The following is a 20,065-nucleotide window of genomic DNA, read 5'->3' on the forward strand; positions in this document are numbered from 1 at the left end:
CCGTCGTCGGCAGCGTCAGATGTGTATAAGAGACAGGTTGAATGCCTGGATGTAGTTGGCGAGTCCCACGAATGGCCGGTCGACGTTCGCGCCCGGCGCCCCGTCGTCCAGCGCATCCTGGGAACCAACCCGCTGGGCTGGCTGTTCAGCGCGCCGTACCTGGTCTTCGTGATCGCGATCTTCGCGTTCCCGCTCTGCTTCTCGGTGTACATGTCGTTCTTCGACTACTTCTTCGCGGCGCCGGGCGCGAACGTCGACCGGCCATTCGTGGGACTCGCCAACTACATCCAGGCATTCAACGACCCCGCCGTGCTGCAGTCGTTCGTGAACGTCGGGATCTTCCTGATCATCAACGTTCCGCTCACCGTGGTGCTCGCCCTGCTGCTGGCCTCCGGGCTCAACAGCATCGTCCGGTTCCGGACCTTCCTGCGCGTGAGCTACTACGTGCCGTACGTCACGGCCAGTGTCGCGACGATCGCCGTCTGGTTGTTCCTGTTCGGGCAGAACGGACTCGTCAATCAGCTGCTCGGGCCGCTGGCGCCCAGCCCCAGCTGGCTCTCCAACCCGGCGCTGGCCATGCCGTCGATCGCGATCTACGTCACCTGGAAGGGCCTCGGGTTCTACATCCTGCTGTACCTGGCCGCGCTGCAGAACGTGCCGACCGAGCTGTACGAGTCGGCCGCGACCGACGGCGCCGGCAAGGTGCGGCAGTTCTTCTCCGTGACCCTGCCGGGCGTTCGACCCGCGACCGTGCTCGTGCTGCTGCTAGCTACGATCACCGGGGCCAACCTGTTCACCGAGCCGTACCTGCTGACCGGGGGCGGTGGACCGGAGGGTCGCTCGACCTCGCCGGTGCTGCTGATCTACCAGCAAGGCATCCAGCAGGGCCACCCGGGGTACGCCAGCGCCATCGGGGTCATGCTCGTGATCGGCGTGCTCATCATCGGTTGGCTGCAGAACCGCTTCGTCGGTGGGAGGAACGAATCATGACCGCACAGACCACCACGACGCCGCGCGGCGGAGGCCGCCGGCCGGGTCGGCGTCCCGGCCGGGGACGCCGCGACCTGGGGACGCCACGGCGGCTGACCCGAGGACAGGTCATCCTGCAGGGCATCGTGCTCACCATCGGCGCGATCGCCTTCCTCTTCCCCTTCTACTACATGCTGGTCGGGTCGCTGCAGAACGCGCCGGACACCTCCATCACCGGAGCCTTCCCGAACCCCGCGAACCTGACACTGAACAACTATGTGCAGATCAACTCCCGCATCAACCTGCTCACCGGGCTGGTGAACTCCGGGATCTTCACCGGCGGCGTGCTGCTGTTCACCGTCGTGTTCGGCGTCCTCGCGGGCTACTCCCTGGCCGTGCTGCAGTGGAGGGGACGCGGCGTCACGTTCGCGCTGGCGCTGCTGGTGCAGACCGTGCCGTTCCAGCTGCTGATGATCCCGCTGTACGTGCTGATCGCCCGCAACTACGGACTCGCCGACAACTATCTCGGGATGATCCTGCCGTTCGCGATCAACTCCGCGGCCGTGCTCATCTTCCGGCAGTACTTCCTCCAGCTCCCGCGCGAGCTGTTCGACGCTGCACGGGTGGATGGCGCGGGCGAGTTCCGGCTGCTGTGGCGCGTCGCGCTGCCGCTCGTCCGGCCCGCCCTCGTGACGGTCCTGCTGCTGACCTTCATCGGCCCGTGGAACGAGTTCCTCTGGCCGTTCCTGATCACGAAGGAGGCGAGCCTGCAGCCGCTGGCCGTCTCGCTGGCGAACTATATCTCGACAGTGGCCGGCTCGACGGCGAACCCGTACGGCGCCATCCTCTCCGGCGCGGTCGTGCTCGCAGCCCCGGTCGTGGTGCTGTTCATCGTGTTCCAGCGCTACTTCACCTCGACCGACCTGGGCTCGTCCGTCAAGGGCTGAGCCGCATCCGCACACCTCGAACATCCAAGGAACCATGGACACGCTCCACACCGCGCCCGCCGAGCACGACGCTCTGCTGGCCAGCTACCGCGAGGCGCTCGCGCACACGAACGCCCTCACCGACCGCATCTCCACCGACCAGTTCTCGGCGCACTACCCCGAACGTCCCGACTGGGCGATCGGACCGTTCGTCCGCGACGACGAGCTGACCTTCCGTCTGGAGGGTCAGTGGGACGACCCGACGGGGGTGGGATGGACGAGCGACTCGATCTTCAACCCGACGGTCATCGAGCGGGGCGACGAGCTGCACCTCTTCTACCGCGCGTCGCCACGGAAGGAGTCCACGGCCAGCCGGATCGGTCACGCTGTGCGCCGCGACGGCAAGTGGCACGACTCCCCCGCCAATCCGCTGGTCTTCCCCACCTTCGCGAACGAGACGCTCGGCTGCGAGGACCCGAAGGTCTACGCACTCGACGACGGCTACGTCCTGTTCTACAACGCCATCTGGCGCCGGGAGGACGGCTCCATAGCGGTGGACATCATGTCCGCCGTCTCCGACGACCTCGAGCACTGGGAGAAGCGTGGGCTCGTCGTTCCCCACGACGTTTCCGAGTACTGGGCGAAGGGCGCAGTCGTCCCCCGCGACGAGCACGGCCGGGCGGTGCGGATCGGCGGCGACTACCTGATGTTCCTCTCGGAGGGATGCGGTGGCCGCCCCACCATCGGACGGTCCTCGGACGGCCTCGACTGGCGGTTCGAGGTGCAGCCGTACCTCGACTTGTCGCCGCTGGCCGGCTCCCTGTTCGAGGTCGCCTGCGCTGTCGTCACCGACGACCGCCTCGTGCTCGACTTCTTCTACGCCGACGAGGGCGGCGATTTCGCCGCCGCCCAAGCGCTCTACCGGCTGGAGGATCCGTTCGCCCAGCGGGAGCTCAACCGGGGAGGCTCGCTCGCCTGGGGCGGCCTCCAGAGGCTGGACGGTCGCTGGACGTTCGCCCAAGGCTGGGATGCGCCCGCAGGCCTCCGCGAACTGTACTTCTACCGGGAGGTGGACGCATGACCGCGTTTCCGTATCGGCTCTCGCGCGCGGGAGTCGTCATGACGCCTGCGCCCGGCGACCCGCTCGAAGCGGAGGGCGTGCTCAATCCGGCGTCCGGCCGCGGGCCCGACGGGGAGCTGTACCTGCTGCCCCGGCTGGTGGCCGAGGGCAACGTCTCCCGTGTGGGCCTCGCCCGGGTGGTGCTGGAGGACGGCGTCCCGGTCGCCGTCGAGCGGCTCGGCGTCGTGCTCGAGCCCGACCGGCCGTTCGAGCGGGGACGGACGAACGCCGGCGTGGAGGACCCGCGCACCACATTCATCCCGTCGCTCGGGCTGCACGTGATGACCTATGTGTCCTACGGTCCCCTCGGCCCCCGCACCGCGGTCGCCGTCTCGGACGACCTCCGCGCCTGGCGGAGGCTCGGGCCCGTCTCGTTCGAGTACGACGACGAGCTCGGGATGGACCTCAGCCTGTTCCACAACAAGGACACCGTCTTCTTCCCCGAGCCGGTCACGGCGCCGGACGGCACTCCGAGCCTGGCCGTGCTGCACCGTCCGGTGTGGGACCTGGACGGGATCCGGGCCGGGGAGGGCGAGCATCCACCCGCCGTCGCGGGCGGAGGAGAGTCGCGGCCGAGCATCTGGATCGCGTTCCTCCCGCTCGCTACCGTGCAGGGCGACCTCCGGGAGCTGACCCGCTGGCGGCAGAACCGTTTCCTCGCCGGTCCCGAGTTCCCGTTCGAGGAGCTCAAGATCGGTGCAGGGCCGGCGCCGCGCCGCGTCCCGGAGGGCTGGCTGCTGCTCCACCACGGCGTCACGGGCCGGCTGGAGCCGGGAGTCGACCAGCAGAAGAACGTCAACTACTCGGCAGGCGCGATGATCCTCGACGCCGACGAGCCGTGGCGGGTGCTCGACCGTACGCGTGAGCCGCTGCTGGCGGCCGAGACCGAGGACGAGCGGAGCGGCATCGTGCCGAACGTCGTCTTTCCGACGGCGATCGAGACCGTGGATGGCCGCGACTGGGTCTTCTACGGGATGGCCGACTCGAAGATCGGAGTGGCGCTTCTGGAGCGCGACGTGTCGAATTAGGGTCAGGCCGTTCGTGTACACGGTGAGAACGCCATCCACTTCCCCGACCGGCGTTCGGAGAGGATCACCACCATGACCCAGTACCTGCTCAGCGTGTACCAGCCCGACGGCCCCATCCCGGAGCCGGAGGTGATGTCCCGGATCGAACGAGACGTGAACGCCGTGAACGCCGAGATGCGCTCCGCTGGCGTGTGGGTGTTCTCGGAGGGGCTGATGCCGCCGTCGTCCGCGACGGTGCTCCGGCCTGCGCACGGGGAGGTTCTGCTCACCGACGGTCCGTTCGCCGAGGGCAAGGAGCACCTCGGCGGCTTCACGATCGTCGACGTGCCCGATCTGGATGCGGCGCTCGAGTGGGGGCGCCGGGTCGCGCTCGCCACGACTCTGCCCATCGAAGTGCGTCCGTTCGCGGGCTGACGGGCACGACAGCCGCATGGACGAGGCCGCCGTCGCGCGAGAGTTCCGGGAGCAGTACGGCCGTGCCGTCTCCGTGCTGTACCGGAGCCTCGGCGACCTCGACCGCGCGGAGGACGCGGTGCAGGAGGCGTTCGCCGTCGCGGTCGCGCGCTGGCCGCGCGACGGAGTGCCGGCGCCTGCCGGATGGATCATCACCACCGCACGCCGGCGTGCCATCGACCGCCTGCGGCGCGAGGCGGTCGGTCGCGGCAAGGAGGCGGAGGCCGAACTGTTGCGTCAGCTCACGGCCGAGCCGCCCCGGGCGGCGGACGACGTCCCGGACGACCGCCTGCGCCTCATCTTCACCTGCTGCCACCCGGCGCTGTCACCCGAGGCGCGCGTCGCGCTGACGCTGCGGCTTCTCGGCGGCCTCACGACCGCCGAGGTCGCCCGTGCGTTCCTCGTCCCCGAGCCGACGATGGCCCAGCGCATCTCACGGGCGAAGGCGAAGATCCGCGATGCGCGCATCGCGTACCGCATCCCATCGAGTCGCGACCTGCCGGCCCGGCTGGGCTCGGTGCTCTCGGTGGTGTACCTCGTCTTAGCGAAGGATATGCGGCGAGCGCGGGCGACCGGCTCGTGCGCGAGGAGCTGTGCGACGAGGCGATCCGGCTGGCGCGGGCGCTCCGCTCCCTCCTTCCGGATGAGGAGGAGGTGGTCGGGCTCCTGGCGCTGCTGCTGCTGGTGGATGCGCGGCGGGCAGCCCGAGTGGATGCCGCGGGCGCCCTGATCCCGCTCCCTGAGCAGGACCGGACCCTCTGGAACGCCGGGCTGATCGCCGAGGGCCACGCTCTCGTCCGCGCGTGCCTGCTGCGGGGACGGCCTGGTCCGTTCCAGCTGCAGGCCGCCATCCAGGCCGTTCACGATGATGCGACGACCGCTGGGGACACGGACTGGCGGCAGATCGTCGCCCTCTACGACCAACTGCTGCGCGCCTCCCCCACACCCGTGGTGGCGCTGAACCGAGCCGTCGCGGTCGCCGAGGTTGATGGGCCGGAGGCGGGACTCGCGGCGATCGAGCCACTCCGCGAGGAGCTGGCCGGCTTCTACCTGCTGCACGGGATCCGCGCGGGACTTCTGCTGCAGGCGGGACGCGGCGAGGAGGCAGCGGACGAGTACGGGGTGGCCGCCGCCCTCTGCGGGAGCGAGCCGGAGCGGGCGTTCCTGCTCCGTCGCCGCGACGCGGTGGCGGGCGGGTCGGCTGCGGGCGAGTCCGCAGCGGGCAGGTCGGCTGCGCTCTGATCCCCCGGCCCCCTTCCTCCCGCTCGGTGGGAAGCGCACAGTGGGGTGCATGGACATCGCCTTCCTCGGGCTCGGACGCATGGGTCGCGAGCTGGTCCCCCACCTGATCGACGCGGGCCATCGCGTCACCGCCTGGAACCGCTCCCCGGGCCCCACCGAGGTCGTCGGCCGGCGGGGAGCCCGCATCGCCGCGACCGCCGCGGAGGCCGTCGAGGGGGTGGAGGTCGTGATCAGCGTGCTGTTCGGTCCGGAGGCGGTCCGCGAGACGATCGTGCAGCCGTCCCTCCCGATTCCGCCGGGCGCCCTGTGGATCGACCTCACGACGGTGGCGCCCTCGGACGCGGCCGACTTCGACGCCTGGGCGTCCTCGGCCGGGGTGCGCTATGTCCATTCCCCGGTGATCGGCTCCCTCGCTCCTGCCCGCGCCGGCCGTCTGGCCGTGCTGATCGGCGGCCGGAAGGATGCCGTCCGCGAGGCACGCAATGTCGTCATCCTCTGGGCCGACCCCGACAAGCTCCGCACCTTCGACTCCCCCGCACAGGCCGCCGTGGCGAAGCTCGTCGCCAACCTGGCACTCGCCATCTCCACCGAAGCGCTCAGCGAGACCCTCCGGCTCGGCACGACGGGAGGACTCTCCGCCGACGAGGTGCTCGCGGTGCTCCCGCTCACGACGATCGCCTCCATCGCCGGGATGAAGGGTCCCGTCATCGCCTCCGGCGACTTCGGGGACACGCAGTTCTCGGCCGCCCTCCTGGCCAAGGACCTCCGCCTGATCCTCGCAACAGCCGATAGTCCGCTCCCCGCGGCCGCGCTCGTCGCCGCCGAGCTGCAGCGAGCTATCGACGCCGGCCTCGGCGAGAGCGACTTCTCCGTCCTGGCCCGGGACCGCTAGCTGCGCCGCCCCCCTTTCCCGCCCCCCTTTCCCGCCGAAGTGCTCGTTGTTGCAGTCGACACGCCGTGCGGCCGCGCAACAACGAGCACTTCGGCGGGGCTGGAGGCCCGTAGGGCGGCGGCCCGCATCTAGCCCTACGCCCGCCGGGCGGCCCACCACCGCGCGGCGCGGAGGTCGCTGAGACCGAACCCTCCGACGGGCAGCGCTGCGCGGATCCGCTCATCGTCGAACGCCCGCGATGGGCGGAGGTCCGCGGGAAGCTCGGCGGCGGGCGGTGCAGCTTCGCTGACGCCCTCCGCCAGCATCCGGGCCTGCGCCTTCGCCACGAGCGGAACCACCATCGTCCACTCCGTCAGCTGGGCGAGCACCCGGATCGTCCAGACGGGGATCGGAAGGAACACCGGCCGGCGCCCGGCCACGCGGGCGATGTGCCTCACCGCCTCGCCGAGTGTCAGCTCGTCGGCGCCCATGACCGCGACCGTCGGCTCCGCGATGCGACCCTCCAGTGCGGCGCGCAGCACGTCGACCGCATCCTCGATCGGGGTCGGACGAACCGTCCGCTCACGAAACCCGACCGTTCCGAAGACGGGCAGCGTCCGCACGGCCCGCGTCACGTGGTCGACCATATGGTCGCCCGGCCCGTAGATCATGCCGAACTTGAGGATGGTGTGGTCCAGTCCTGAGTTCCGGATCAGCTCCTCCGCGGCCCATTTGGTCTCGTGGTAGGCCGACCCGCAGTCGGGCCGTGCCCGGAGGAAGCTGACCATGACGATCCGCTTCACCCCTGCCCGCCGTGCCGCTTCGACGACCGCGCGCGTCCCGTCGACGTGCACGCTCTGGAACGTCTGGTCGCCGATCTCCCGATTGATGCCCGCGCAGTGAGCGACCGCATCGCAGCCCGCGAAGGCCGCTGCGAGCGCGTCCACGTCGCCGATCCGCACGCCGGTACGCCGGGAGACCGCGACCGTGTCCGCCGCGTCGAGGCTCTGAGCGAGGTGTCGCCCGACGAATCCGGTACCACCGGTGATGGCTACACGCACGTTGCACTCCTTCGCTTATGAGCAAGATAGCTAAACACTATCTAGCTATAGTGCTATATTGCAACCATGACCGACAGCGCGACCGAGATCTTCGCCGCTCTCGCCCACCCGACCCGGCGTCAGATCCTGCAAGACCTGAAGGACGGCGAACTCCCCGCCGGCGAGATCGCCGCGCGCTTCAGCGCCACCGGTCCGACCATCTCGCGCCACCTCGCCGTACTCCGCCAGGCGGGCCTCGTCGCCGAGCGCCGCGACGGGAACCGCATCCTCTACTCCCTCGTCACGGATCGGCTCGCGCTCTCCGTCGGCGACTTCCTCTCCACGGTCTGCCCGGAGCAGATCGTGCTGCGCGAGGTCCGCAAGCGCGGCCGCGGCCGCACGCCCACTCCGTCGGAGGCCTGAGCCCAGGAACGTGGTGTGACGCTTTCGTCGACCGTGGAGAGGCAACTGTCAAGAATGAACAACGCACCACCACAATCGAAGGCGACATGACGAGCACCCCTGCTGAGTTGCGGACAGAAATTCGCCAAGTCGGCGTCGAAACCGAAGACCTTCTCCCCGGCGAACGACGCACGGAATGAACGCCATTGGGACGCGACTTCGCACATTGATCGACATCGGAAGTGATGCACTTTTCGACGACACGTTCGCGACACTCGCTACTTCTGACGATGTCGGTGGCTCGCCCGAGTTCCATGCTGCACTGCAATTGAAAAATGGGTTCTATGCATTCGAGTCCGCACTGCTTGTGCGCGGGGTGGGCGACGGACCCGGCAGCCTTTCCGCCTGGAATGGACCCGATCTCTGGAGATCCGCGTACGGGGGCCTGGATGCTGGTCTCACCTTCTTCGCAGAGGACATTTTCGGCGCCCAGTTCGCCCTCGATGGCACCCGCGTGGTCTCCTTCGACCCCGAGACGGGAGAGCGTGATCCCTTCGCCGGGTCTTTGGAGGCGTGGGCAAGCCACGTACTAGCGGACTACTCGATGCTCACCGGTTACCCCCTGGCTCATGACTGGCAGATGGCGCACGGGCCGCTCGCACCGGGATTTCGGCTGGTTCCGCGCATCCCCTTCGTTCTCGGCGGAGAGTTCACGGTCGAAAATCTGGTCCCGATGCGCGACGACGAAGCGATGCGCGTCAGGGCCGGAGTGGCAGCACAGCTCAAGGGCCTGCCGGACGGAACCCAGGTTGAGATCGAGATAGACGGCCCCTAACGCTCCCCGTGACCGTTTCTAGTGAGATTCATAGGGTTCGGTCATCGCCCGACCGAGCAGGTGCCGCCACACTGGCGTTGTGAGTGAATCGGATCAACCGCCATCGACGCCGGAAGCCGTCCCGCCGCGATCACCAGCGTTGCGGGTCGACGACCTCACTGTTGCCTATCAGCAGCGAACGGCGGTTCGGGGCGTCAGCTTCGAGATCGAGAGGGGCGAGATCTTCGGACTCCTCGGCCCCAACGGTGCGGGAAAGACGAGCACGCTCAGCGCGATCGAGGGGCTCGTGAAGCCCAAGTCGGGGCAGGTACTGGTGGATGGCGTCGACGCGCGCAAGAATCCGCTGGATACGAAAGCGCGCCTCGGTGTTCAACTGCAGACGTCCAGTTTCCAGCCGGAACTGAGTATCGAGCAGATCGCCCGGCTCTACGGCGGCCTCTACGGGGTGCGGCTGACACGCGACAGGATCGCAGACAGCCTCCAAGCCATCGGGCTCGAGGAGGACAGGGGCAAGCGTTTCAAGCAGCTCTCGGGTGGTCAACAGCAGCGGCTGGCTCTGTACATCGCCACGATCCACGATCCACTCCTTCTGCTGCTCGACGAACCGACCGCGGGGCTGGACCCGCAGTCGAGGCGGGGCCTGTGGCGCCGCATCGAGCAATTACGTGGTGAGGGCAGCAGCATTCTTCTGACGACGCACTCGATGGAGGAGGCTCAGGCGGTCTGCGATCGTGTCGCGATCATCGATCATGGGACGCTGCTGACGCTCGGCACCCCAGCCGACCTGATCGCGAAACACCAGGACGATCCGCGTGTCCTCGAGGTCGCCCACGGGACAGTGACGCTGGAAGATGTCTTCATCGGGCTGACGGGAAGTGAGATCCGTGACTGAGACCGCCTTCGCTCGCCCCCCGATCGGCCTCGCCCTCCGCGCGCTGCTCCGAGCGGACACGATCGTGCTCCTCCGAAGCACTGTCGCGACCGTTCTGAGTCTCGTCCTTCCCATCGTGATCCTGATCGCCACAACACTAGGGAAGGCCGGATCGCGGCTGGGCTCACCAGCCATCATCATCGGGCTGGCCCTCACCCTCGGCCTGATCACGTCCTGTCTGCTCGGTTACAGCCTGACCCTCGCGCACGACCGCGAAGCGGGTGTCCTGCAACGACTCCGGGTCAGTCCGGCGCCGACATGGACCATCATGACCAGTCGACTCTGCGTGCAGATCGCCTCGAACCTCATTGCCTCGATCATTGTGGTCATCGTCGGCGCCGCCCTGCACGGTTTGACTCCGGGTCCCGGTCAATACGCGTTGGCACTCGCCGTCGCCGTCCTCGGCGCCGCCATGTTCCTCTCCATCGGACAGGCGCTGGTCGCACTCGTGCCATCGACGACCGCGATCAACGCGATCGGTCGGATCCTTTTCATCATCCTGGTCCTGCTGGGACTCGTCGGCTCTTCCGGAATCCTCGGCGACACGATGAAGTCGGTCGCGGCCTGGTCCCCGGTCGGAGCGCTCATGACATTGTTCTCCGACGCTCTGACGGGAGCCGCGTGGACGGATCAGGACGGGTACGCGCTTCTTGCGTGCCTCGGCTACGTCATCGTCTTCGCGTTCCTCGGTATCCGCTGGTTCCGCTGGGAGACCCACTGAGCCGGCGACACGCAGAGCCGTCTGCAGAGGGCGGGCCGCGGCCCAACCCGATCCCGCTCTTTCTGTAGCATGCTCTGAGCAGGCCCATCGGTCACCAACACGGGATCGGCGACCGCGCCGCCTCCGATCAACCGCCCCCGCACGCACCCACCTTCATCCGTCGAGGTGCATTGCGTCCACGAGGAAGATGATGCGCAAAGTAGAACTGGACTCCCTCCGCGGAGCAGCGGCCTTCGCCGTCCTGCTCTGGCACACCACCGCCAGCTCGCTCCACACCTTCCTGATCGGGTCCCAGTTCGCCCCGGTTGCGAGCCCCTTATACAACGCGATCATGTATTCGCCGCTGCGCATCATCAGCGCCGGCCCCGAAGCCGTGTGGCTGTTCTTCATCCTCTCCGGATTCGTGCTCACCCGGTCCGCGGCATCCCCGCACTACCGGTGGGACGCCTACTACCCCAGCCGGATCATCCGCCTCTATCTGCCCATCATCGCCGCCGTCCTCCTCACCGCGCTGACCTTCGTGGTTCTTCCCCGCGAGGTAACGCCCGCCAACAGCCCCTTCGTAGGCGGGCTTCCGAACTCGTACTCCTTCGGCCTCATGGTGCGCGACATGACGCTCCTCAACGGCACGAGCACCGCCAACGTGCCGCTCTGGTCGCTGCAGTGGGAGGTGCTCTTCTCGATCCTGCTCCCCCTGTATGTCCTAGTGGCTCGGGCGCTGCCGAAGACCTCGGTCGTCCTCTCGGTGGCCCTCATCATTGCGAGCGCTTGGTCCGACTCCCTCGTCCTGCTTTACATGCCTATGTTCCTCATCGGCTCGGTTCTGGGCTTCTACTGGGAGCCCATCGCCGACCGGTTGCATATCTTCTCCTCCGGCGGAGCGCGAAGCACGATCATCGGCTCCGCCGCACTCGTAGCCGCCATCTTCGCAATCACCTCGCTCTACACGTTCAACAACTTCATCCACGCGCAGACCGGTGTTTGGGCGTACTTCACGAACAACGCCTTCACGCTGCTGCGTCTCGCCGGCATCTGCCTTCTACTCCTGCTCGCGCTCACCTTCCCACCCCTGCGCGCCGTACTGCGCTGGCGCCCGTTCGTGGCTCTGGGCACCATCTCCTTCAGCCTCTACCTGACCCACGGGCCCATCGCCATCGGACTCGCGTTCGTGATGGGCCCCGGCATTCTCACCACGATCGTGCAGATCGTCGCGAGCCTGGCCGTCGCGATCGGCTTCTACTTCGCGATCGAGAAGTGGGCGCACCGGCTGGCCCGCTACGTCGCACGGGCCATTCGCGAGCGGTGGCAGGGGGCGGCAGTCGCCCCGCACAGCGCCGCCGAGCAGAACCCGGCGTAGGAGCCTGTCCCGATCGCCGGAACCGGGAGCATCACCGCTGGAGACCGCTGAGCCGTAACAGGGAATCACGCTCCTGCGCTCCGCAACGTTGCTGTCTCCGGCAGCTACGGTCGCCGCAGCGCGGATCGGATGGACACGGTTTCTAGCGCTTTTGGCGTGATCCATCTACTGAAAGCCTTGGCTGAGCGCGTTGGCGGATGCCCAGAGAACTGAACACTCGCGGCAGTCAGACGCGCTTCGAGTTCCCCCTCGAGTTCAGCGATATGGCCGGCATCCGCGATGATGTTCACATTCTTCCGTGGCGAGGCGTGGTACGAGTTTGCGCCTAAACCGGAACCCTCCCGCTTCGTTGCACGATCGCGGCCTCAGCCGGTGAAGTGACGAACTTCGCGCCAGGCTGGATCGCGGGCTGTCAGTTCCGCTGGCCCGGTGGCGGCCAGTTGAGCTCGACCGCTTCATAGATGAGTCTGCCGGGAAGATAGCGGTGACATGTTCCGCACTCCAGGCATTCGTCGTCGAAGGTGAGCAGCTCGCCATCCGCAGGACAATGCCATCCGCCTCCGCGGCCGAGGCCCGAGGCAGCCGGCTTCACAGGATCGCTCGCCGCCCATCGCTCAAGCTCGCCCCGAAGATGCGGTGACACTCCCACGCCCTCCCGAGTGCAGGTCAGCCAGTCATCCACCTCTGACATCAGTGACCCACATCGCGGGCAGAACGCATCCATGCCCCGACCCAAAATCACGGCGCCACAGCACTGTCAGCTTCACTCGCTGGGTTGCTCGCCCCAGTAGGGCTCAGTCACGACGATGGTAGCGGCCGGCCAACTCCGCGCGAGAAGCAGCTAACAGACGGATGCCCTCGACAATCCACTCTGATTCAGCGCCCGCGGACAACTTCTCGTCGTCATATCGCGCGATCCACCGCCGCAACGCTTCTTGAAGTGTTGGAGTCAGCCGCAGGTTCTCGATCGGTATGCGCTCGCCGCCGCGGCCGTTGCGCAACCAGAACAGCTCGTTTCCATAGTCTGGCCACCACTCCGGTTGTGCGATCGCGAGAGAAGCCCTCGCGACAGTTGCTTCCCATCGCGCTCGCAATTCTGGAAGGGAGCGCTCGCAAGTACTCTTCAGCCTCCGAGTCGGTGGTGAGCGGTAGCGGCAAGGCTACGGCGAAGGTCCCCCAACGACGTTCATCCGGTTCGATGGCGGTGGTGAACCGTCGTTGCGAGCCGGTCTCCCAAATGAGTCCGGCGATTCGCCCATCGGGAGCTTCCACCCAAGCGTCGCCACAGTCGCCGTACGAGACGAACATCCCGAGCTCGAAGCCGTCTATCTTCGCCTTCGGATAGACGTCAGTGGAAGAGCTTTCGTCACTCACTGTTATCTCGACCTCCACTGAAATGCTAGGCCGCTGCGTCCAATACCCAGGACACGCCGCAACCTCGTTCGAGTCCTCCCGCACGGCAGAATCTCTCGTATGAACGGCGAACTCGCGGCGCTCGTCGCGCTCTGTCTGCACGGCAACGACTGGCTCGCGTCAGGAACCGAACCCGCTCCCGCCCTCGATGCGGAGAATTCGGCGTTCCGGTCCGTCGACTCGGTGCATGTGACGTGCCCGCAACGTCGCTTCCTTGGGCACCACATGTGGGAGGCCGACGGTGTCGCCGCGTGGTTGCAATTCGTGAGGAATACGGGAGGCCGCCGTCTCTCTCTGGTCGTCGGCGACCTACAGCCGTCTGGTCTGCGGGGTGCGGTCGCGGCATCATTCTCAAATGGCGGCCGGTGGGCGCTGGTCGATGACGCCCCTACCCCGCGCCTCTGGCAGTCGCACTGGGCCGTTCACGATCGGAACCGCACGGACAATCGGATCTGGGCTGTGCAACTCAGCGGGTCCCCACTCGGCCGATCCCGGTTCGCGCAACGCGCGCCATCGTCGGCGCGAGACGACCTCCGGGTCGCGCTCGATTCGATCAAGGGATTCGCGGGGTCCGACGCCGTGCTGGACTCCTGGACCATGTGGTTCACAGAGGCTCTGCGTCTCCTCGACGCTCCGGAGCCCGTCATCCCATACAACCCCGACCTCGCCCCAGCGACCTTTCCGCTGGAATCACGACAGTTGCTGGCGGCGGCGGTCAAAGCGTGGGTGTTCGGCGGGATGGGATCGTGGAATGACCTCGGCTTCTCCGACACGGCTCGTCAAGCGGAGTATTACCGCCGTACCGACGCCCTATACCGAAGCGTCCTCGAAGCACTCCTCTCGATCACTAGTGAACAACAACTGTCAATCACGGAATGATTGCGCTCACGACCGTCTCGATTAGCCTGCCAATGGCGTGTCGGAGGCCGGCGAAGAAACCACCACTGGCGTATCGAGCTTCGGCACGAGCGCTCTCGCTCGCTGGATCCCCGCATGCACCGCCGCCCCTGGCCGAACGACGAAGCACCCCCAGCTTTCCATCCTCACCTCCGGTTGCGAGGCAACCGACGGATGAAGGCTATCGATCTCTTGGGTCGAAAGGTTGCGGGACACGATTCGCCTCCACTTGCTGAGAAGCGCCGGCAGCCCCTCGATTCGATACCTAGCCGTCCTGTAAAAACTTGCAGGCCAAGGGACGCGCCCATGAGATGTGGGCGAACGGCCACATCCCACGCCGATCCCGAAAACGAGAAAGCCCCCGATCCCCGTGTTTTCAAGGGATCGGGGGCTTCTCGCCACCTCACGGTGTCGTGGTGCGCCCCCAGGGACTTGAACCCGGATACGGGCCGCCGCAGGGGGTCCGCAAGCTCGAAAATCCGCGGAATTATGCGCCTTTTGGTTGACTAGAGCTCGTTTGGATCTCATACGATCTCACCCAGTTGTGGGCAAAATGTGGGCACGCTGGGAAAGTTTTGGGCCTACGCGCTCGGGCCGGCATCGCGGTCCTGGAGCGACGGCTCCGCCTCATCGACTTCGGCGAGCAAGCTTTCGAACACCGGGATCAGCTCGGGGAGGTCGTCCGTCAGGATCTCCCACACTCGTCGCTGATCCACCTGCGCATACGCGTGCACCAGGATGTTTCGCGTCGCGATGATCGCATGAACGTTCGGGATCCGCGCCGCGGTGTCGGCGTCGGCCGCGCGCAGATTCTTGAGCGCCTCGCCGAGGATCTCGAGTTGCCGTTCGACTGCGGCTTGCAGCACCCAGTCGCCTAGATACGCCGCTTGCTCATGACCTTCTGCAATGGATGCGGCTTTCGTCGCGGCCTCGCGCGCATCCCAAAGGAATGCCGGCGACTCAGGCAGCATAAAGATCCTCGGCGCTGCCGAACGCGGATCGTGCGAAGTATGGATTGCGCACAGCGCCGGCATCGACCAGATCGACCCCGCGACCAACAATCCGCTCCAAGTCTTCCTTCAGCTCGAAGTAGTCATGGAAAAGGCCACCGCGTCCGGGCAGAAAATCGACGAGAAAATCGACATCGCTCTTGTCTGCGTCGAAGTTTGTGCTGAGCACCGAGCCAAAGATGCGAAGTCGCCGGACCCCGTGTGCTTCACAGGCGCGCCCAATCGCCTGCACATCTACAGGAACGGCGGTGATCATGGCAGCGATTATCCCACGAGGGACGAATGGACCGCGAAGAAGGAAGTCTGAGGTACGGAAAAGTGAAGCGGCGCTTCGACGATCTGCCGCCCCTTCTGGGGCAGGTCGTGACCGCCGCATTCTGCGAGCCTGATCACGCGACACCAACTAATCGTTAGAGACGCTAGCAGCGTCGGGGCTAGGTACGGAGTTCTCGTTGTACGTGACCAGCAAAGTAGATCTTCCCGAAGAAGTCGTGGAGGCTCACGCCAACGGAACGCTTGTCTTCTTCGTCGGGGCAGGAGCCTCGGCACCCGCGAGAGCATCGACGTGGCGAAGCCGCCGGTCTACCTCAGCTTGAGATACTTTCGCTGTGTCATATGACTTCGATGTGTTCCTTGGCCGCGAACCTGGTCTGACCGAGCTCGGCGCCGTCCTCGACCAGATCCCTGGGCTTGCAATCTCGGACCCTTCCGCTGACGTGTGGCAGGTCGTTCGAGGGGCGCGGGGCAAGCTTTCGTTTTCACTCGATCTTCCCGTCAGGATCGAGACCGAGGATCTTCCCGAAAGAATCAGTGCGGCTATGTTTGCTCCGCTGTCCTTCATCGCGATCAGTGCCGACGGGGCTGATGAGCGAGAGATTGCTGCTGCTCGTAGGGCAGCCAAAGCCCTGGCTGACAGATTCGAAGGTGTCGCGGTAGACCGTCAGAGTGATGAGATCTGGCCCCGGTCATCGAGGCGTAAGGCGGCGAAGCCGGAACGCAAGACGATTGTGTCGCTTGTCGAGTTCTCGTGGTTCTTGCCAGCGTCTCGCGTGGCCCCCGACCTCATACGGGACTGGCTCGAGTTGTGCCGGAGGCATGTCCCGGAAGTCCTCCCGCGGCGCTACGGCGAATTCGAACCACTCCAAGGCAAGCTCGCCGAGGGCGGCCCAGAACAGTTCTTGCGCGAATGGGAGCTGGCTGACGACACGATGTACTTCGCGGGTTCGCTTCCTGTCACGGGAGGATCCCTCCCCATCGGCGGCGAGCGCAGGAGAGGGCACGGCCGAATCGTCAAGGCGGTCGAGGTTTCCGTGCTTCTCTCTGCGTTCGACGACCCTCGGTGGACATCGGGGTTCCGCCAGCTCTTCGTCGATTTCGCCGAACGATCTGGAAGCGTGTACGCCTATGGCGAGGTGACACGAGGATACGAATGGTCGGGGCGCCAGCCGTGGTTCTCGTTGAGGGATACAGAGCGGACGAGCTACCCCAACAGAGGCGAATGGCTCGGCCTGCTGCCCTACCCGACGTTTTGGAGCTGGTACGGGAATGTGTACCGCCCATACTTGGAGGGCATCGTCCTGCAAGGGACGACTCAAACCCTCAACGGCGGCCTGCTCCACGAGCTGAGCGCCCAGCCGACCGACAGAGATGCGCTGTTTGCGCTCGCGGTCTCAGACAGCGCGCGCACTCGGAGCGGCTGGATCCCAAGCTCTCTGCAACTCAGCTTGCTCCCGAATCCGCAAGGGCTCTACCCGGATCCCATGGCTCCTGCGCAGACCATTCCGGAGGGGCTCCGAGTGAAGCCGGCACATCCCGCCTCTTGAGACTCGATCGGACTGCCTCTCGTGGGTTCTGAGCTGCAGCTACCTCGACCGGCTTTCCGATCAGCTCGTTCCGCGAACAAGTAGCCACTTAGACCAAAGCCCGTAACGAGTCGCATCTCGGCGACGCGAACCGTACTGGCCGAGTCCCCCGAAGCACTGCTAGTCGCAAAGTCGGCCACCAATCCATGGAACAGAGGCTAGGCGATTTTGGAGCCGCCTTCGGTCGTCGCTCTGCTTGTCCGTGAATTCATGCGTCTGTAAGCTCCACGCGTGACCCATGCTGATGCGGCGGACTCGGACTCCGCGAGCGACGGCGCGCCCCTCACCGTGCCGCGTGGGGTGCCATTGAGCATGTGGGAGTGGTTGTTGCCTCCGGTGTTCATCGTCGTCCTGGTCGGAGTGGTCGCCTGGTTCATGCCGGTTGCCTCGCTGAAGCCATACGCGATCACGACTGCGGCGATCGTCGTCGCCGCTGCGACCGTTCATGCAGTCTTCGGCTTTCGTGCCTACACGCGGTGGGACGAGGCCGATGTCAAATGGCACGCACGTTCCATGACGGCGGCAATCGCGACGATCGCTGTCTTCGCACTTCCGTTCGGGTACGGCCTGGCGAGCGCGTCGCTGTTTGCAACGGTCGGCTACAGGGTCGCAGCCGATCGCGGGCTCGGTATTGAACGTGTGCGCTCGGCACTTTCAGTTCGCGCGTGGATCCGCTTGAAAGTCATCGCCCTCATCGTGGGGATAATCGCAATGGTCGCCGATCCACTCGCGTCGGCATTCGGCCTCGGTTTGGTTGCCTGGGCAGTGCTAATCGCGGCGTCATTTGCCTTTGGCTTCACTCGCCGAAGTCAACCTCCAGGCTACGACCCGCTTCCCGTCAGCGCCGGACACGATACCGAGGGCGTGACGGATAGAGGTCTCGCTAGGGTCCTCCGCTTTCGAGACTCAGCGCTTGCCACGAGCGCCAGCAATAATGGCCATCAACCCCTGGAACAGACGTCCGGCTTAGAGCAAGCCTCGAATGAAATCCCTCACGCGAAGACATCACGGGCGGGCGTGCCCACCAGCAGTCGGTTACTCATCAACCGCCCGACAATCTCGTCTCGACGGCCGCGAAAGGCCTCGGGAACCACGCGATCCCAGTCTTCGGCCCGTGGTATGTCAACGAAGCGACCCAAGAAGAACTCGAAGGCGTTACCACCCTCCCGATACTCGACGCTCTCTTTCGTTGAGTATCGGACGCTGAATTCGCCGGCGTCGGTCACAGCGTCAACTCTTTCACTGTTCTGGGGAGGACACGAGGCGGCGCTCCGCTCGCTACTTCTGGCCCGTGGAGCTTATGGCGAGTTAGGATCCGGTTCGCTGGCGGCCCAGTTCTTGTCATCCTCAGAGGCATCGTCCTCGTTGTGAGGCACGGCATTCCAGAAGACCCGCAGGTCCTTCCCACCGCTTAGGCCGCTTGGCTTCGCAGCCCAGTCGAGGAAGCGCTCGATCCGTTCGCCCATGCAGGGACTCTAACGCGGGGCCGCGTCGGCTGACCGTCATCAGTCCTCCGCGGCTCCCGCGTTCCAAAATCGGATCGGCACGGAGCGGCGAGATCAGATGTGGGCAAAATGTGGGCAAACGACCTCATCACGGACCGAGCCGCGAAAACGAAGAAGCCCCCGATCCCATTGTTTCCAAGGGATCGGGGGCTTCTCGGCACCTTCGCGGTGTCATGGTGCGCCCCCAGGGACTTGAACCCTGAACCCATTGATTAAGAGTCAATTGCTCTGCCGATTGAGCTAGAGGCGCATCCGGTCCGGAATCCCGAACCGAGGCTCAACACTAGCATCCGATCTGCGGTTGTCGCCAATCGGAGGAGGCTCCCGATCAGGCCAGATCCTTCCGCGGCATGACGACTTCCCGGATGATCAGGATGATGCCGGCTGAGATCGGAATGGCGACCAGCGCGCCGGGCAGACCGAACAGCGTGGAGCCGGCGAGCGCCGAGATGAGGACGACGGAGCCTGGCACTTGCACGGCTTTGCCCATGACGCGCGGAGTGAGGATGTACGCCTCCACCTGCATGTAGACGAGCATGAGAACGAGCACGACGATCCCGCTCACCGGCGAGTGGATGAACGCCAGCACCGTCATCAGGATGGTCGTCAGCACGGTTCCGATCAGCGGGATCAGGGTGATGAAGAAGGCGACGAGCGCGATGAGGAAGGCGCCGGGGACGCCCGTCGCCAGCAGCAGGATGAGACTGTACACGGCGTTGCAGAAGGCGAGGATCACCATCCCGCTCAGGTACTTTCCGAAGTTCTCCAGGATCCGCTCGGTGTAGCCCTGGAACGCGCCGCGGTGGGACCGCCTGACCAGCCGGTACGCGGCCTGCTTGGTCGAGTCGTAGGACGCGATGAAGTAGATGGTCAGGATGGCGATGAAGAAGCCGGTGGCGGCGGCGTTCAGCACCGAGAGCCCGAACCCGACGAGTCCGTTCCCGACAGTGGCCCAGGTCTTCGGGCTCTGCGCCTGCTGGCCGATCCAGGACACGACCTGGCCGGCGACGCCGTTGCTCCCGGCGTTCACGGCGTCGAACCAGCCCTCGGCCCGGAGGGAGGCGATCTCCTTGGGGATGGCGGTCGCGAGGAATGAGATCTGCTGCACCACCAGGGGCACCACCACCAGGATGATCCCCACCATCACGGCGACGACGATCAGGATGACGGTGACGATCGCCCAGGCGCGGCCCATCCCGCGACGCTGGAACCAGCGGATGAGCGGGTCGAGCCCCACGGTCGCGAACATGGCGAGGAACACCGAGAAGATGATGGAGCGCAGGCCGTACAGCATGAACCCGGTCGCCACCGCGCCGATGGCACCGAGGGCGACGAGGTAGCCGAAGAGGAGCGGACTGCGCTGCAGGATCGAGTCCCGCTGACGGCTCCTGCCGCCCTCTGGGCGCTGGATGTACCGCATGGTGCCTCCACTCCGCCCTCGCGGGCTACCGCGAGCGTATTGGCACCGCAGGGCACCCAACAA

General features: G+C 66.1%; 18 protein-coding genes, 1 tRNA gene and 1 pseudogene. 15 read left to right on the plus strand and 5 right to left on the minus strand.

What is annotated here, in order from left to right; translation table 11 throughout:
- The first annotated feature begins 45 nt into the window (after nucleotides 1-45).
- The 7 genes and pseudogenes from ACPYOG_RS00565 to ACPYOG_RS00595 all read left to right on the plus strand — a co-directional run bounded on the left by ACPYOG_RS00565 (nucleotide 46) and on the right by ACPYOG_RS00595 (nucleotide 6,630).
- On the plus strand, nucleotides 46-990 hold the full coding sequence (locus ACPYOG_RS00565; protein ID WP_481292410.1) for a carbohydrate ABC transporter permease: 945 nt from the start codon (nucleotides 46-48) through the stop codon (nucleotides 988-990).
- Nucleotides 987-1,916 (plus strand): carbohydrate ABC transporter permease, encoded by a 930-nt coding sequence (locus ACPYOG_RS00570; protein WP_481292322.1) that lies wholly within the window; start codon nucleotides 987-989, stop codon nucleotides 1,914-1,916. Before ACPYOG_RS00565 ends, ACPYOG_RS00570 begins: the two co-directional genes overlap by 4 nt.
- A gap of 34 nt (nucleotides 1,917-1,950) precedes the next feature.
- On the plus strand, nucleotides 1,951-2,976 hold the full coding sequence (locus ACPYOG_RS00575; RefSeq protein WP_481292323.1) for a glycoside hydrolase family 130 protein: 1,026 nt from the start codon (nucleotides 1,951-1,953) through the stop codon (nucleotides 2,974-2,976).
- The gene (locus ACPYOG_RS00580; protein ID WP_481292324.1) at nucleotides 2,973-4,043 is read left to right on the plus strand and encodes a glycoside hydrolase family 130 protein; all 1,071 of its coding nucleotides are present in this window, start codon (nucleotides 2,973-2,975) and stop codon (nucleotides 4,041-4,043) included. The genes ACPYOG_RS00575 and ACPYOG_RS00580 overlap by 4 nt, the downstream gene beginning before the upstream one ends.
- A 72-nt stretch (nucleotides 4,044-4,115) precedes the next feature.
- On the plus strand, nucleotides 4,116-4,457 hold the full coding sequence (locus tag ACPYOG_RS00585) for a YciI family protein (RefSeq protein WP_090041781.1): 342 nt from the start codon (nucleotides 4,116-4,118) through the stop codon (nucleotides 4,455-4,457).
- A 16-nt stretch (nucleotides 4,458-4,473) separates the two neighbouring features.
- A pseudogene (locus ACPYOG_RS00590) lies at nucleotides 4,474-5,738 on the plus strand (RNA polymerase sigma factor).
- Between the two features lie 49 nt (nucleotides 5,739-5,787).
- Entirely contained in the window at nucleotides 5,788-6,630 is an 843-nt protein-coding gene (locus ACPYOG_RS00595) for an NAD(P)-dependent oxidoreductase (RefSeq protein WP_481292325.1), read from the plus strand.
- A 134-nt stretch (nucleotides 6,631-6,764) separates the two neighbouring features.
- Here ACPYOG_RS00595 and ACPYOG_RS00600 read toward each other — a convergent pair whose 3' ends face one another.
- Entirely contained in the window at nucleotides 6,765-7,670 is a 906-nt protein-coding gene (locus ACPYOG_RS00600; protein ID WP_481292326.1) for an NAD(P)H-binding protein, read from the minus strand.
- Between the two features lie 66 nt (nucleotides 7,671-7,736).
- Here ACPYOG_RS00600 and ACPYOG_RS00605 point away from each other — a divergent pair, with 66 nt between their 5' ends.
- The 6 genes from ACPYOG_RS00605 to ACPYOG_RS00630 all read left to right on the plus strand — a co-directional run bounded on the left by ACPYOG_RS00605 (nucleotide 7,737) and on the right by ACPYOG_RS00630 (nucleotide 14,187).
- Nucleotides 7,737-8,072, plus strand: coding sequence for a metalloregulator ArsR/SmtB family transcription factor (locus ACPYOG_RS00605; protein ID WP_481292327.1), 336 nt, complete (start codon nucleotides 7,737-7,739; stop codon nucleotides 8,070-8,072).
- A gap of 205 nt (nucleotides 8,073-8,277) precedes the next feature.
- Nucleotides 8,278-8,886, plus strand: coding sequence for a hypothetical protein (locus ACPYOG_RS00610; RefSeq protein WP_481292328.1), 609 nt, complete (start codon nucleotides 8,278-8,280; stop codon nucleotides 8,884-8,886).
- Nucleotides 8,887-8,965: 79 nt separating this feature from the next.
- Nucleotides 8,966-9,778: an ABC transporter ATP-binding protein gene (locus ACPYOG_RS00615; protein ID WP_481292329.1), complete on the plus strand. Its 813-nt coding sequence runs from the start codon at nucleotides 8,966-8,968 to the stop codon at nucleotides 9,776-9,778.
- Entirely contained in the window at nucleotides 9,771-10,538 is a 768-nt protein-coding gene (locus tag ACPYOG_RS00620) for an ABC transporter permease (protein ID WP_481292330.1), read from the plus strand. Before ACPYOG_RS00615 ends, ACPYOG_RS00620 begins: the two co-directional genes overlap by 8 nt.
- Nucleotides 10,539-10,728: 190 nt before the next feature.
- Nucleotides 10,729-11,895, plus strand: coding sequence for an acyltransferase family protein (locus tag ACPYOG_RS00625; protein WP_481292331.1), 1,167 nt, complete (start codon nucleotides 10,729-10,731; stop codon nucleotides 11,893-11,895).
- A 1,473-nt stretch (nucleotides 11,896-13,368) separates the two neighbouring features.
- A complete protein-coding gene (locus tag ACPYOG_RS00630; RefSeq protein ID WP_481292332.1) occupies nucleotides 13,369-14,187 on the plus strand; it encodes a hypothetical protein in 819 nt (272 codons plus the stop codon).
- Nucleotides 14,188-14,786: 599 nt separating this feature from the next.
- Here ACPYOG_RS00630 and ACPYOG_RS00635 read toward each other — a convergent pair.
- Entirely contained in the window at nucleotides 14,787-15,176 is a 390-nt protein-coding gene (locus ACPYOG_RS00635; protein WP_481292333.1) for a HepT-like ribonuclease domain-containing protein, read from the minus strand.
- A complete protein-coding gene (locus ACPYOG_RS00640) occupies nucleotides 15,166-15,471 on the minus strand; it encodes a nucleotidyltransferase family protein (protein WP_481292334.1) in 306 nt (101 codons plus the stop codon). Before ACPYOG_RS00640 ends, ACPYOG_RS00635 begins: the two co-directional genes overlap by 11 nt.
- Nucleotides 15,472-15,823: 352 nt before the next feature.
- On the opposite strand from ACPYOG_RS00640, the gene ACPYOG_RS00645 reads away from it, so the two are divergent.
- Complete coding sequence (locus tag ACPYOG_RS00645; RefSeq protein ID WP_481292335.1) at nucleotides 15,824-17,038, plus strand: hypothetical protein; 1,215 nt, start codon at nucleotides 15,824-15,826, stop codon at nucleotides 17,036-17,038.
- Between the two features lie 270 nt (nucleotides 17,039-17,308).
- Nucleotides 17,309-18,448 (plus strand): hypothetical protein, encoded by a 1,140-nt coding sequence (locus tag ACPYOG_RS00650; protein WP_481292336.1) that lies wholly within the window; start codon nucleotides 17,309-17,311, stop codon nucleotides 18,446-18,448.
- Nucleotides 18,449-18,756: 308 nt separating this feature from the next.
- Here the strand turns inward: ACPYOG_RS00650 and ACPYOG_RS00655 are convergent.
- Nucleotides 18,757-18,832, minus strand: a tRNA-Lys gene (locus ACPYOG_RS00655).
- A gap of 78 nt (nucleotides 18,833-18,910) precedes the next feature.
- Nucleotides 18,911-20,002, minus strand: a complete 1,092-nt coding sequence (locus ACPYOG_RS00660; protein WP_481292337.1) for an AI-2E family transporter — start codon at nucleotides 20,000-20,002, stop codon at nucleotides 18,911-18,913.
- Between the last annotated feature and the right edge of the window lie 63 nt (nucleotides 20,003-20,065).

The sequence above is a fragment of the Leifsonia sp. HAY1-4F genome, from assembly GCF_056755275.1.